Source organism: Mycobacterium sp. E796 (assembly GCF_001672815.1).
In the GTDB taxonomy this organism is placed as follows: Bacteria; Actinomycetota; Actinomycetes; order Mycobacteriales; family Mycobacteriaceae; genus Mycobacterium.
On sequence record NZ_LZKK01000295.1, the window covers coordinates 25,128 to 39,680 of the forward strand.

General features: G+C 68.4%; 8 protein-coding genes and 1 pseudogene. 5 read left to right on the forward strand and 4 right to left on the reverse strand.

From position 1 onward, the window contains the following. Positions 1–155 precede the first annotated feature (155 nt). The 3 genes and pseudogenes from A5706_RS22435 (at position 156) to A5706_RS22445 (ending at position 11,299) form a co-directional block, all read left to right on the forward strand. Positions 156–9,392, forward strand: a complete 9,237-nt coding sequence (locus tag A5706_RS22435) for a type I polyketide synthase (RefSeq protein WP_068135469.1) — start codon at positions 156–158, stop codon at positions 9,390–9,392. Positions 9,393–9,477: 85 nt separating this feature from the next. Beyond that, on the forward strand, positions 9,478–9,870 hold the full coding sequence (locus A5706_RS22440) for a holo-ACP synthase (protein WP_066928483.1): 393 nt from the start codon (positions 9,478–9,480) through the stop codon (positions 9,868–9,870). 32 nt (positions 9,871–9,902) lie between these two features. Further along, positions 9,903–11,299 (forward strand): annotated as a pseudogene (locus A5706_RS22445) (dipeptidase). A gap of 3 nt (positions 11,300–11,302) precedes the next feature. Here the strand turns inward: A5706_RS22445 and A5706_RS22450 are convergent. After that, a complete protein-coding gene (locus A5706_RS22450; RefSeq protein ID WP_068135475.1) occupies positions 11,303–11,830 on the reverse strand; it encodes a DUF3060 domain-containing protein in 528 nt (175 codons plus the stop codon). A 161-nt stretch (positions 11,831–11,991) separates the two neighbouring features. On the opposite strand from A5706_RS22450, the gene A5706_RS22455 reads away from it, so the two are divergent. Further along, the gene (locus tag A5706_RS22455) at positions 11,992–12,351 is read left to right on the forward strand and encodes an MmpS family transport accessory protein (RefSeq protein ID WP_197517940.1); all 360 of its coding nucleotides are present in this window, start codon (positions 11,992–11,994) and stop codon (positions 12,349–12,351) included. A 24-nt stretch (positions 12,352–12,375) separates the two neighbouring features. Here the strand turns inward: A5706_RS22455 and A5706_RS22460 are convergent, their stop codons facing one another. Further along, positions 12,376–13,161: a DUF4239 domain-containing protein gene (locus tag A5706_RS22460; RefSeq protein ID WP_068135482.1), complete on the reverse strand. Its 786-nt coding sequence runs from the start codon at positions 13,159–13,161 to the stop codon at positions 12,376–12,378. A gap of 123 nt (positions 13,162–13,284) precedes the next feature. Continuing rightward, positions 13,285–13,758 (reverse strand): thioredoxin-dependent thiol peroxidase, encoded by a 474-nt coding sequence (bcp, locus tag A5706_RS22465; protein ID WP_068135485.1) that lies wholly within the window; start codon positions 13,756–13,758, stop codon positions 13,285–13,287. 104 nt (positions 13,759–13,862) lie between these two features. On the opposite strand from bcp, the gene A5706_RS22470 reads away from it, so the two are divergent. Then, positions 13,863–14,090, forward strand: coding sequence for a DUF3618 domain-containing protein (locus tag A5706_RS22470; protein WP_068135488.1), 228 nt, complete (start codon positions 13,863–13,865; stop codon positions 14,088–14,090). 43 nt (positions 14,091–14,133) lie between these two features. Here the strand turns inward: A5706_RS22470 and A5706_RS32520 are convergent, their stop codons facing one another. Continuing rightward, positions 14,134–14,352, reverse strand: coding sequence for a ferric uptake regulation protein (locus A5706_RS32520; protein ID WP_082964554.1), 219 nt, complete (start codon positions 14,350–14,352; stop codon positions 14,134–14,136). Between the last annotated feature and the right edge of the window lie 201 nt (positions 14,353–14,553).

The following is a 14,553-nucleotide window of genomic DNA, read 5'->3' on the forward strand; positions in this document are numbered from 1 at the left end:
GCTCGACCATTGGGGTGGCCCGTGACAGCACACCGGCCAGCCGTCCTCCGGCTGTGATTCGACGGGGAATCGACGTTATGGAAAACAGGCCCCCACCGTCGGGAGCGGCCGAACGAAACCGAGACGTAAAGACGCATACAGGGGAGAGATAGAAGGTGACGATCCACGAGCACGACCGGGTGTCCGCCGACCGCGACGAGAACAGCCCGCACAGCGCCCATGCTCTGGTCGACCGCCTGGCGGCCGGCGAGCCGTACGCCATCGCCTTCGGCGGCCAAGGCAGCGCCTGGCTGGAGACCCTCGAAGAGCTGGTGTCGTCGGCCGGGATCGAATCCGATCTGGCAACGCTGGTCGGCGAGGTGGAACTGCTGCTCGAGCCGGTGGCCAAAGAGCTGGTCGTGGTGCGTCCGATCGGTTTCGAGCCGCTGAGGTGGGTGCGCGCGCTGGCCGCCGAGGATCCGGTCCCGTCGGACAAGCACCTGACGTCGGCCGCGGTGTCGATCCCCGGCGTGCTGCTCACCCAGATCGCGGCGGCGCGTGCGCTGGCCCGGCAGGGCATGGATTGGACCGCCACGCCGCCGGTGGCCGTCGTCGGGCATTCGCAGGGCGTGCTCGCCGTCGAGGCGTTCAACGCCGCGGGCGCCCGTGACATCGAGCTACTGGCGCTGGCCCAGCTGATCGGCGCGGCCGGGACGCTGGTCGCCCGCCGGCGCGGGATCTCGGTGCTGGGGGACCGCCCGCCGATGGTGTCGGTGACCAACGCCGACCCCGAACGCATTCGCCGGCTGCTCGACGAGTTCGCCCAGGATGTGCGCACCGTGCTACCCCCAGTACTGTCCATCCGCAACGGTCGCCGGTCGGTCGTCATCACCGGCACCCCCGAGCAGCTCTCGCGCTTCGAACTGTATTGCCGGCAGATCTCCGAAAAGGAAGAGGCCGACCGCAAGAACAAGATCCGCGGCGGCGACGTCTTCGCGCCGGTCTTCGACCCGGTCCGGGTCGAGGTGGGCTTCCACACGCCGCGGCTGGCCGACGGCATCGACATTGTCGGGAGCTGGGCCGAGAAGGTCGGCATCGACGTCGCGCTGGCCCGGAAGCTGACCGAGGCCATCCTGGTGAATGGCGTCGACTGGGTGGATGAGATCACGAGCGTTCACCAAGCTGGCGCCCGCTGGATTCTCGATCTGGGGCCCGGGGACATCCTGACCCGGCTGACCGCTCCGGTGATCCGCGGCCTCGGCGTCGGCATCGTGCCCGCGGCGACCCGCGGCGGACAGCGCAACCTCTTCACCGTCGGTGCCACCCCCGAGGTCGCCCGGGCATGGTCGACCTACGCCCCCGGCGTGGTCCGCCTCCCCGACGGCCGGGTCAAGCTGTCGACGAAGTTCACCCGGCTGACCGGACGCTCGCCTATCCTGCTCGCGGGCATGACCCCGACCACTGTCGACGCAAAGATCGTCGCGGCCGCGGCCAATGCCGGGCACTGGGCCGAGCTGGCCGGCGGCGGGCAGGTCACCGAGGAAATCTTCGCCGACCGCATCGAGGAGCTCTCCGGACTGCTCGAGCCCGGGCGCACCTACCAGTTCAACGCTCTGTTCCTCGATCCCTACTTGTGGAAGCTGCAGGTCGGCGGCAAGCGGCTGGTGCAGAAGGCCCGCCAGTCCGGCGCGGCGATCGACGGCCTGGTGATCAGCGCCGGCATCCCGGACCTCGAGGAAGCCGTCGAATTGATCGGCGAGCTCAACGACGTCGGGATCAGCCACGTGGTGTTCAAGCCCGGCACTGTGGAACAGATCCGCTCGGTCATCCGCATCGCGACCGAGGTGCCCACCAAGCCGGTGATCATGCACATCGAGGGCGGCCGCGCCGGCGGGCACCACTCCTGGGAGGACCTCGACGACCTGCTGCTGGCGACGTATTCGGAACTGCGGTCGCGTCCCAACATCACGGTCTGCGTCGGCGGCGGCATCGGCACCCCCGAGCGGGCGGCGGAGTACCTGTCCGGCCGTTGGGCCGAGGCCTACGGCTTCCCGTTGATGCCGATCGACGGCATCCTGGTCGGCACCGCGGCGATGGCGACGCTCGAGTCCACGACGTCGCCGTCGGTCAAGCGGATGCTGGTGGAAACCACGGGCACCGACCAGTGGATCAGCGCCGGAAAAGCCCAGGGCGGCATGGCTTCCAGCCGTAGCCAGCTCGGCGCCGACATCCACGAGATCGACAACAGCGCCTCGCGGTGCGGCCGGCTGCTCGACGAGGTCGCCGGCGACGCCGACGCGGTCGCCGAGCGCCGCGACGAGATCATCGCGGCGATGGCCAACACCGCCAAGCCGTATTTCGGCGACGTGGGGGAGATGACCTACCTGCAGTGGTTGCGGCGCTACGTCGAACTGGCCATCGGCGAGGGCGATTCGACCGCCGACACCGCGGGGCCCGGCAGCCCTTGGCTGGCCGACACCTGGCGCGATCGTTTCCAGCAGATGCTGCAGCGCGCCGAAGCGCGTTTGCACCCAAAGGATTTCGGGCCGATCGAGACGGCTTTCGCCGACAGCAAGCTGCTTGAGAACCCCGAGGCGGCGATCGAGCTGCTGCTGGCCCGCTACCCGGACGCCGAAACCGTGCAGCTGCACCCGGCCGATGTGCCGTTCTTCGTCACGCTGTGCAAGACCCTGGGCAAGCCGGTCAACTTCGTGCCGGTCATCGACAAGGACGTGCGGCGCTGGTGGCGCAGCGACTCGCTGTGGCAGGCGCATGACGCCCGTTACGACGCCGACCAGGTGTGCATCATCCCGGGCACGGCGGCGGTGGCCGGCATCACCCGGATGGACGAGCCCGTCGGCGCGCTCCTGGACCGCTTCGAGCAAGCTGCCATAGATGAAACGCTGGCCGCGGGTGCGGAGCCCCGGCCGGTCACGTCGCGCCGGCGCGGCCGCGCGGACGTGACGGGACCGCTGGCCGTCGTGCTTGACGCGCCCGACGTGCAGTGGGCCGGCCGCACCACGACCAACCCTGTTCATCGGATCGCCGACCCGAGCGACTGGCTGGTGCATGACGGACCCGAGAGCCAGCGTGCGACGCACTCCTCCACCGGGGCGCGGCTCGAGGTCAACGGCGACGGCGTCGCGCTGAGCGTGCCCGTGTCGGGCGCGTGGGTCGACATTCCATTCCGGTTGCCCGCCAACACCGTTGACGGCGGCACCCCGGTGGTGTCCACCGAGGACGCCACCGCCGCCATGCGCGCGGTCCTGGCGATCGCCGCGGGCGTCGACGGGCCGGACCTCCTTCCCCCGGTCACCGACGGGACGGCCACCCTGACGGTGGACTGGGATCCCGAGCGGGTTGCCGATCACACCGGCGTCACGGCCGTCTTCGGCGAGCCGCTGGCGCCGAGCCTCACCACCGTGCCCGACGCGCTCGTCGGCCCTTGCTGGCCCGCCGTTTTCGCGGCCATCGGCTCGGCCGTCACCGATTCCGGTGTCCCAGTGGTCGAGGGCCTGCTGAGCCTGGTGCATCTGGACCACGCCGCCCATGTAGTCGGCACGCTCCCGACGGTACGGGCCCAATTGACCGTCACCGCAACGGCTTCGGGCGCCCTCGACACGGACATGGGCCGGGTGGTCCCGGTGTCGGTGTCTATTTCGGACGCGGACGGTGCGGTAATCGCCACGCTCGCGGAGCGTTTCGCGATCCTCGGACGTACCGGCGCGGCCGAGCTCACCGATCCGGTCCGGGCCGGCGGCGCGGTGTCGGAGAATGCGACCGACACCCCGCGTCGTCGCCGTCGCGACGTCACGCTGACGGCGCCGGTCGACATGCGCCCGTTCGCGGTGGTGTCCGGTGACCACAACCCCATTCACACCGATCGGGCAGCCGCGTTGCTGGCCGGACTGGAATCGCCGATCGTGCACGGCATGTGGCTGTCGGCTGCGGCGCAGCACGCGGCGACCGCGACCGACGGCAAGGCCCGCCCGCCCGCTCGGCTGGTCGGCTGGACCGCGCGTTTCCTGGGCATGGTGCGCCCCGGCGACGAGGTCGATTTCCGGGTGGATCGCGTCGGAATCGACCGGGGCGCCGAGGTTTTGGAGGTGGCCGCTCGGGTCGGTTCCGACCTGGTGATGTCGGCCACCGCGCGGCTGGGCTCCCCGAGGACGGTCTACGCGTTCCCCGGACAGGGCATCCAGCACAAGGGCATGGGCATGGAGGTCCGGGCCCGGTCCAAGGCGGCGCGCAAGGTGTGGGACGCGGCCGACAAGTTCACCCGCGACACGCTGGGTTTCTCGGTGCTGCATGTGGTGCGCGACAACCCGACCAGCATCATCGCCAGCGGCGTGCACTACAACCACCCCGAGGGCGTGCTGTACCTGACGCAGTTCACCCAGGTCGCGATGGCGACCGTGGCCGCCGCGCAGGTCGCCGAGATGCGTGAGCAGGGTGCCTTCGTCGAGGGCGCCATCGCGTGCGGCCACTCCGTCGGTGAATACACCGCGCTGGCCTGCGTGACCGGCATCTATGAGCTGGAAGCCTTGCTGGAGATGGTGTTTCACCGCGGGTCGAAGATGCACGACATCGTACCCCGCGACGAGTTGGGTCGCTCCAACTACCGGTTGGCGGCGATCCGGCCCTCGCAGATCGACCTGCCCGACGAGGAGGTTCCGGCGTTCGTCGCCGGGATCGCCGAGAGCACCGGTGAGTTCCTCGAGATCGTGAACTTCAACTTGCGTGGCTCACAGTACGCGATCGCCGGCACTGTGCGCGGCCTCGAGGCCCTGGAGGCCGAGGTCGAGCGTCGGCGCGAGCTCAGCGGCGGGCGGCGCTCGTTCATCCTGGTGCCGGGCATCGACGTGCCGTTCCACTCGCGGGTGTTGCGGGTCGGCGTGGCCGACTTCCGGCGCGCGCTGGATCGGGTCATGCCGCGCGACAAGGATCCCGACATCATCATCGGCCGCTACATCCCGAACCTGGTGCCGCGACCGTTCACCCTCGATCGCGACTTCGTCCAGGAGATCAGGGATTTGGTGCCCGCCGAGCCGCTCGACGAGATCCTCGCCGACTACGACACCTGGCGTCGCGAGCGGCCTGCCGAGCTGGCCCGCAAGGTGTTGATCGAGCTGCTGGCTTGGCAGTTCGCCAGCCCGGTGCGCTGGATCGAGACCCAGGACCTGCTGTTCACCGAGGAGGCCGCGGGCGGTCTCGGTGTGGAGCGGTTCGTCGAGATCGGTGTGAAGTCGGCGCCGACCGTCGCCGGTCTCGCGACCAACACCCTCAAGCTGCCCGAATACGCCCACAGCACCGTCGAAGTGCTCAACGCCGAGCGCGACGCCGCCGTGCTGTTCGCCACGGACACCGACCCGGAGCCGGAGCCCGAGGACGAGGCCGACGATTCCGCGCCGGCCACCGCGGACGCTGCGGCGCCGGAAACCGCTGCGGCCGCACCGGTTTCCGCGCCGGCCGCGCCGTCGGGGGCAGCTCGGCCGGACGACATCACGTTCGACGCCGCCGACGCCACCCTGGCGCTCATCGCGCTGTCGGCCAAGATGCGCATCGACCAGATCGAACAACTCGACTCCATCGAGTCCATCACCGACGGCGCGTCGTCGCGGCGCAACCAGCTGCTGGTGGACCTGGGTTCGGAGCTGAACCTGGGGGCCATCGACGGCGCCGCCGAGGCCGATCTGGCCGGTCTGCGCGCGCAGGTGACCAAGCTGGCGCGCACCTATAAGCCTTACGGCCCGGTGCTTTCCGACGCGATCAACGACCAACTGCGCACGGTGCTGGGGCCGTCGGGCAAGCGGCCGGCCGCGATCGCCGAGCGGGTCAAGAAGACCTGGGAACTGGGCGAGGGTTGGGCCAAGCACGTCACGGTGGAAGTGGCGCTGGGCACCCGCGAGGGCACCAGCGTTCGTGGCGGCGCCATGGGCCACCTGCACGAGGGCGCGCTGGCCGATGCCGCCTCCGTCGACAAGGTCGTCGACGCGGCGGTCATGTCGGTCGCCGCGCGGCACGGCATTTCGGTGGCGCTGCCCTCGGCGGGCGGTGGCGGTGGCGCGACCATCGACGCGGCCGCGCTCTCCGAATTCACCGACCAGATCACGGGTCGCGACGGCGTGCTGGCCTCGGCGGCCCGCCTGGTGCTCGGCCAGCTGGGCCTCGACAATCCGGTGAGCGTGTCGCCGGCGGCCACCGATGCGGAGCTCATCGACTTGGTCACCGCCGAATTGGGCGCGGACTGGCCACGTTTGGTGGCTCCGGTGTTCGACGCCAAGAAGGCCGTCGTGTTCGACGACCGGTGGGCCAGCGCCCGCGAGGACCTGGTCAAGCTGTGGCTGACCGACGAGGGCGACATCGACGCCGACTGGATGCGGCTGTCGGAGCGGTTCGAGGGCGCCGGGCACGTCGTCGCCACCCAGGCCACCTGGTGGCAGGGCAAGTCGCTGGCCGCCGGCCGCCAGATCCACGCGTCGCTGTACGGCCGCATCGCCGCCGGCGCCGAGAACCCGCTGCCGGGTCCGTCCAGCAGCGAGGTCGCCGTGGTGACGGGCGCGTCCAAGGGTTCGATCGCGGCCTCGGTGGTCGCACGGCTGCTCGACGGCGGCGCCACCGTCATCGCCACGACATCCAAGCTCGATGACGAGCGGCTTGCGTTCTACCGCGGGCTCTACCGCGACCACGCCCGCTACGGTGCCGCCCTGTGGGTGGTGGCGGCCAACATGGCGTCCTACTCCGACATCGACGCCCTGGTCGAGTGGATCGGCACCGAGCAGACCGAAAGCCTTGGGCCGCAATCCATTCACATCAAGGATGCGCAGACCCCGACGCTGCTGTTCCCGTTCGCGGCCCCGCGCGTCGCGGGTGACCTGTCCGAGGCCGGTTCGCGCTCGGAGATGGAGATGAAGGTCCTGCTGTGGGCCGTGCAGCGGTTGATCGGCGGGCTGTCGAAGATCGGCGCGGAACGTGACATCGCGTCGCGGTTGCACGTGGTGCTGCCGGGCTCGCCGAACCGCGGCATGTTCGGTGGCGACGGTGCCTACGGCGAGGCGAAGTCGGCGTTGGACGCGCTGGTGAGCCGTTGGCACGCGGAGTCGTCGTGGGCGGCCCGAGTTAGCTTGGCGCACGCGCTAATTGGCTGGACCCGCGGCACCGGGCTGATGGGCCACAACGACGCCATCGTATCGGCCGTGGAGGAGGCCGGTGTCACCACCTATTCCACCGACGAGATGGCCTCGATGCTGCTCGCCCTGTGCGATGTGGAGTCCAAGGTGGCCGCGGCCAGCAAGCCGATCGAGGCCGACCTGACCGGCGGGCTCGCCGACGCCAACCTCGACATGGCCGAACTCGCCGCCAAGGCGCGCGAGGAGATGTCGACCGAGGCCGCCGGCGAGGACGACGATGACGCGGCCGCGGGCACCATTCGCGCGCTGCCGTCCCCGCCGCGCGGCTACCGCCCAGCGCCACCGCCGGAGTGGGCCGACCTCGACGTCGACCCGGCCGACCTGGTGGTGATCGTCGGCGGCGCCGAGCTCGGGCCGTACGGCTCGTCGCGGACCCGCTTCGAGATGGAGGTCGACAACGAGCTGTCGGCGGCCGGTGTGCTCGAGCTGGCCTGGACCACCGGGCTGATCCGCTGGGAAGACGACCCCCAACCCGGTTGGTACGACACCGAATCCGGTGATCTGGTCGACGAATCCGAGCTGGTCGAGCGCTACCACGACACGGTGGTGGAACGCTGCGGCATCCGTGAGTTTGTCGACGACGGCGCGATCGACCCCGATCACGCGTCGCCGCTGCTGGTGTCGGTGTTCCTGGAGAAGGATTTCGCGTTCGTGGTGTCCTCGGAGGCCGACGCGCGCGCGTTCGTCGAGTTCGACCCGGAGCACACGATCATCCGGCCGGTGCCCGACTCGAGTGACTGGCAGGTGATCCGCAAGGCGGGCACCGAGATCCGGGTGCCGCGCAAGACCAAGCTGTCCCGCGTCGTCGGCGGCCAGGTGCCGACTGGGTTCGACCCGACGGTGTGGGGCATTAGCCCCGACATGGCGAGTTCCGTTGACCGGCTTGCCGTGTGGAACATCGTGGCGACCGTCGACGCGTTCCTGTCCGCCGGCTTCAGCCCGGCCGAGGTGATGCGCTACGTGCACCCGAGCATGGTGGCCAACACCATGGGCACCGGCATGGGTGGTGGCACGTCGATGCAGACGATGTATCACGGGAACCTGTTGGGCCGTAACAAGCCCAACGACATCTTCCAGGAAGTGCTGCCCAATATCGTTGCCGCACACGTGGTTCAGTCCTACATCGGCAGCTACGGCGCGATGATCCACCCCGTCGCCGCCTGCGCGACCGCCGCCGTGTCGATGGAGGAGGGCCTCGACAAGATCCGGCTGGGCAAGGCCGAGATGGTGGTGGCCGGCGGCATCGACGACCTGACGCTCGAGGGCATCATCGGCTTCGGCGACATGGCCGCCACCGCGGACACCGGCATGATGCGCGGCCGCGGAATCCACGACTCGAAGTTCTCCCGGCCCAACGACCGGCGTCGGCTGGGCTTCGTCGAGGCACAGGGTGGCGGCACGATTCTGCTGGCGCGTGGTGACCTGGCCCTGAAGATGGGGCTGCCGGTGCTCGCGGTGGTCGCGTTCGCGCAGTCGTTCGGCGACGGCGTGCACACCTCGATCCCGGCCCCGGGCCTGGGTGCGCTGGGCGCGGGCCGCGGCGGCAAGGACTCACCGCTGGCGCGGGCGCTGAACAAGCTGGGTGTGGGCGCCGACGACATCGCCGTGATCTCCAAGCACGACACGTCGACGCTGGCCAACGATCCCAACGAGACCGAGCTGCATGAGCGGCTGGCCGACTCGCTGGGCCGCTCGCCGGGCGCGCCGTTGTTCGTGGTGTCGCAGAAGAGCCTCACCGGCCACGCCAAGGGCGGCGCCGCGGTCTTCCAGACGATGGGCTTGTGCCAGATGCTGCGCGACGGTGTCATCCCGCCCAACCGCAGCCTGGACTGCGTCGACGACGAACTGGCGGGCTCCTCGCACTTCGTGTGGGTGCGCGAGACGCTGCGGCTGGGTGAGAAATTCCCGCTCAAGGCGGGGATGCTGACCAGCCTCGGGTTCGGCCACGTGTCCGGGCTCGTCGCGCTGGTACACCCGCAGGCGTTCATCGCGGCGTTGGACCCGGATCAGCGCGCCGACTACCAGCGGCGTGCGGACGCGCGCTTGCTGGCCGGTCAGCGCCGACTCGTGTCGGCCATCGCCGGCGGCCCGCCGATGTATCAGCGGCCCCCGGACCGTCGCTTCGACCATGACGCGCCGGAGAAGCGGCAGGAGGCGGCGATGCTGCTGAATCCGGCCGCCCGCCTGGGCGATGACGACGCGTACCAGGTCCCTGCCGGATGACGCCGTCCAATTGCCCGGCTTCTCCTCGGTCCGCCGCGCGGACCGCATCGTCGCCGGGCGCGCCCATCGGTTAACCTGGCCAGCCATGGGCATTGTCGGTGTGGGGATCGATCTCGTCTCCATCCCTGATTTCGCCGAGCAAGTCGACCAACCGGGCACGGCATTCTCCGAAACGTTCACCCCGGGCGAGCGGCGCGACGCCTCGGACAAGAGCTCGTCGGCGGCGCGTCACCTGGCGGCCCGCTGGGCGGCGAAGGAAGCGGTGATCAAGGCGTGGTCGGTGTCGCGGTTCGCGCAGCGGCCCGTCTTGCCCGAGGACATCCACCGCGACATCGAGGTGGTCACCGACATGTGGGGCCGCCCCCGCGTGCGGCTGACCGGCGACATCGCCAAGCATCTGGCCGACGTGACGATCCACGTGTCGCTGACGCACGAAGGGGACACTGCCGCCGCGGTCGCCATCCTGGAGACTCCTTGAGCGCGCGAGCCCTCATCGGCGAGCGTGCGCGTTTGTCCGCGACACGCCGGCGTGTGACGGCATTCTGCGCACCCTCGCGGGATAAGGGAAGGGCATGAGCGAGCTTGTCGAGCGCGTCCGAGAGGTATTGCCGTCGGTGCGCCGCAACCTCGAGGACCTGGTGCGGATCGAATCGGTGTGGGCCGACCCCGCCCGCCACGACGAGGTGCACCGCAGCGCGCGGGCCGTGGCGGACCTGTTGTCGCAGGCCGGTTTTGGCGATGTGCGCATTGTCAGCGAGGGCGGGGCGCCGGCCGTCATCGCGCGGCATCCGGCGCCGCCAGGGGCGCCCACCGTGTTGCTGTACGCCCACCATGACGTGCAGCCCGAAGGCGACCACAGCCAGTGGGCATCGCCGCCCTTCGAACCCACGGAACGTGACGGGCGGCTGTACGGCCGCGGCAGTGCCGACGACAAGGCCGGTGTCGCAACGCATTTGGCGGCGTTTCGGGCCCATGGCGGCCAGCCGCCGGTCGGCGTGACGGTCTTCGTCGAGGGCGAGGAGGAATCCGGCTCGCCGTCGCTGGGTCGATTGCTCGCCGCGCACCACGACGCGCTGGCCGCCGACGTGATCGTGATCGCGGACTCGGACAACTGGAGCACGGACACCCCCGCGCTGACGGTTTCGTTGCGCGGGCTGGTCGACTGCGTGGTCGAGGTCGCCACGCTCGACCACGGGCTGCACTCGGGCCTGTGGGGCGGTGTGGTTCCCGACGCGCTGAGTGCCCTGGTGCGGCTGCTGGCCAGTCTGCACGACGATGACGGCAACGTCGCTGTGGCCGGCCTGCACGAAACCGACATCAGCTCACTGAATTACCCCGACTATCCGCCCGAGCGGGTCCGCGCCGATTCCGGTGTGCTGGACGGGGTGTCCGAGATCGGCTCGGGTTCGGTGCCCCAGCGGCTCTGGGCCAAACCGGCGATCACGGTGATCGGCATCGACACGACACCCGTTGCGGCAGCGTCGAATACGCTCATCCCGCGGGCCCGTGCCAAGGTCAGCCTGCGGATAGCGCCCGGCGGCGACGCCGAGGCGCACCTGGACGCATTGACCGCGCATCTGCAGCGGCACGCCCCGTGGGGGGCGCGGGTGAGCGTCACGCGCGGCGACAAGGGCGAGCCCTACGCCATCGACGCCAGCGGCCCCGTTTACGAGGCGGCGCGAGCGGCCTTCCGGCAGGCCTGGGGCGCCGAGCCGATCGATATGGGCATGGGCGGCTCGATCCCGTTCATCGCCGAGTTCGCCGCCGCGTTCCCGAAGGCGAAGATCCTCGTCACCGGCGTCGAAGACCCGGCGACCCAGGCGCACAGCGTCAACGAGAGTGTGCACTTGGGCGTGCTGGAGCGTGCGGCGATCGCCGAGGCGCTGCTGCTGGCCAACCTGGGCTAGGTTTTAGCGGTTTCGCTGCGAGACGATGTTGTTGTTTCCCGTCCTGTTGATCGTCGGCGCGCCGCCCCGGTAGGTCACCAGGTTGTCGTCGCCGATGATGCCGATGGTGTCGGCGCTGTCGACGGTGACTTTGTTTGCGCTACCTCGGATGTCGAGCCGCAGGCAGTGGCCGGTGACGGTGTAGGTGTTGTTGCCCCCGTCCAGCTCGAGGTTTCCGTTGTTGCAGTCGATCGTGCCCGTCGTACCGGCGTTGATCATGATGAGGTGTCCGTGCACGGTGTCCTTGTTGTAGTGAGTCGCCACGAACGACCCGATCGCGATCAGGGCCGCGACTGCACAGATCAATAGAAATCTCTTTCTCGGATTCTTTGCCAGCTCGACCACGCCGGGAAACCGCCGCCACAAGGACTCCCCGGGTACCGCCCCACGTCCCGAGTCGGTGGTGAACGGCTGGGGCGGCGTCCCGGGTGTCTGGCCGACGCCGCGCTCCAGGTCGCGTATGTACTGCTCGGGATCTTCCGGGTCCCTCATCGTCGACTCCTAACGCTTGTCCATCTGGGCGCGCCATCAGTCTGCCGCAGAACGCTTGCGAGATCCTTGTGTGCCTACCCGACTGGCGTTGGCCTACAAGTTGCTGAAAGCGGCGAACTCGCGCAAAGTACCCATGAATGGGGGGCGAGAAAGGAGCATTGATGAAGTCCTTGTTTGCCCTAACCATCGCGCTGTTGGTCGGGGCGTCGCTGACGATGGCGCCGGTTGCGGCCGCTGCACCGGGCGATGCGGTGGTGTACACGGTGACGTCGGATGCCCCGTTGGCGGCGGTGTCGTATTACGACGCGACCGGTGCCCTGCAGGTTCTGAACAATCAGCCTGTCCCGTGGTCGGTCTCGTTCACCAGCAAGGACACCAGCCCATCGGCGGTGCTGAGCGTTGCCGCGAATCCGACGGGTCAGAAGACGACGTGCACGATCACCGTCAACGGGACGGTGAAGGATACTCAGTCCAAGACCGGGTCGGGCGAAGCCAACCTGGTGCAGTGCAGCGTCGTTTAAACGGAACTACCCCGCTCGACAACCTCACGTTCCGCGGTCGACCTCGTCAAAAACCGCAACCGCGTGGGCAAATGGTTGCGAGGTGACGCCTAGTGGGCCGAAAGGGTGGTCGAGCACGAAAACGAGGAACAGCAGTAAGCCGAGCAGGACGGCGACCGTGCTCGTCAGGACCATGTGACCACGGTTGCTCGCAAGGCGCAGGAAGCCGGTGAGCGTGATCAGCACCAACCCGCCGAAGATCAAAGAACACCACAACAGCGGCGGTATTCGTGGCTTGGCATCTAGGATCCGGGTGCTGCGTTCGGATGCCAAGGCGGTCAGCCTGCCTAGAAAATCCTGGCTGATGGGGCTCGACGCGGCATTGGACTGCTGACCGCCAACGATGCGATACATTCCCGTGATCGCGGCCCGCCCCCGATTGCTGATGCGGCCGAAATCCTGCTTGCCCCACTCCGGACCTTGCGTCCCTTCCGCGTATTGGCGCAGCTGTTCCCGGATCTGCGATTGCTCGGGCTGCGGCATGGCGACGGTCTGGCGGTACATCGTCGTCAATGTCGATGCCTCGTTGGAAACATTGACCTCTGCGGACAGGAACTCCTGCCAGCCGACCACCACGGTGAAACCGAGGAGAGCGCCGTAGACCAGGCCCACAACCGTCACATACGGCGACAGCGCCGAGTTATGTTCCGGGCCGGTGTCATCGGAAAGGACCCGGCTGCCCAGCTGGACGGTGCCCACCGCTATCAGTACCGCGCCGACGATGACGACGGCCAACAACAGCCAAGCGCCGATTGCCCCGAAGTCTCCCATTAGCCAATCAGGATGCCAACAATCGCCAGCCATCCCGCGAAGCGCAACCGACGTGTCGCCGAATAGCTTCGCGGGTTGTCCACCAGACAAGCGCTGCTGTGTACGGGGGTCTTCGATCCCCGACTACACGGATAGGTCGCGGCGCAGCTTGGCGACGTGGCCGGTGGCCTTGACGTTGTACTGCGCGACGGCGATTTTGCCCTTTTCGTCCACCACGAAGGTTGACCGGATCACCCCGGTGACGGTCTTGCCGTACATCATCTTTTCGCCGAAGGCGCCCCACGCCGTCAGCACCTTGCGGTCGGGGTCGGACAGCAGCGGGAACGTCAGGCCTTCGGCGTCACGGAATTTCGCGAGCTTCTCCGGCTTGTCGGGGGAGATGCCGACCACGTCGATGCCGGCCTCGTTGAGTTCGGCCAGGTTGTCGCGGAAATCGCAGGCCTCTTTGGTGCAGCCGGGGGTGGACGCCGCCGGGTAGAAATAGACGATGACACGGCGTCCCTTGTAGTCCGCGAGCGACACCTTCTTGCCGTCGGCGTCGGGCAGGCTGAAGGACGGCGCTTTGTCGCCGGGCGCAAGCCGCGTGGTCTCGGTCAACGCGGGTCCTTTCTCTTCACCGGCGCGATGGGGTTATCGCCGGCTGATCTAGGGTAGTGCGGGCAGGTGTATCACCTGAAGACTGGGACTTGGAGGACAGACACGTGGCGGACCGGGACCCCGAGGCCATCAAGCGGGACATCGACCTCGCCCGCGACCAGCTGGCGGCCACCGTCGACTCACTCGCCGAGCGCGCCAACCCCCGCCGTCTCGCCGACGATCTCAAGGCCCGCGCGGTGGAATTCGTGAAGAAGCCCGTGGTGATCGCCTCGCTGGTGGGGATCTCCTCGGTCGTCGTGATCGTCGTGGTCCGCCGGATCAGGGACCGCTGACCATCAAAGAAGGTGGCGAGTCCGTTATTTGGGGAGCCGTTGTTTATCGCGCCGCTTTGGCGGCTTCGCGACGAGCCTTATCTTTCGCGCGGGTCGAACAGCAATGTCCCATATCGCAATGGAACCGGTCGGCGCATTCATGCGAACAATAAATTGAGGCGGCCGGAAGCCAGTCCGGATCGGACAGGTCACGCCATCGATCGTTCGGATCGAACGTATGGCCGCAATGTACGCAGGTCTTCACCTTGACCTTGGTAGCCATGTCGGTCAGCGTACGCTCTTTGACCTTAAATCTGTGCTGGTTTCAACCCGTGACAACAATCGAGGTCTTGTAACGCGTTTGCGGCAGCGAATCGATTATTTCCTGATACTGATTCAGCCGTCTTCGGTCCTCGCTGTCGCCGCAGTCGACCCGACCGCGCTGCTATCTCGATGTGACCAAAGGCACGAGGTCGACGCAATA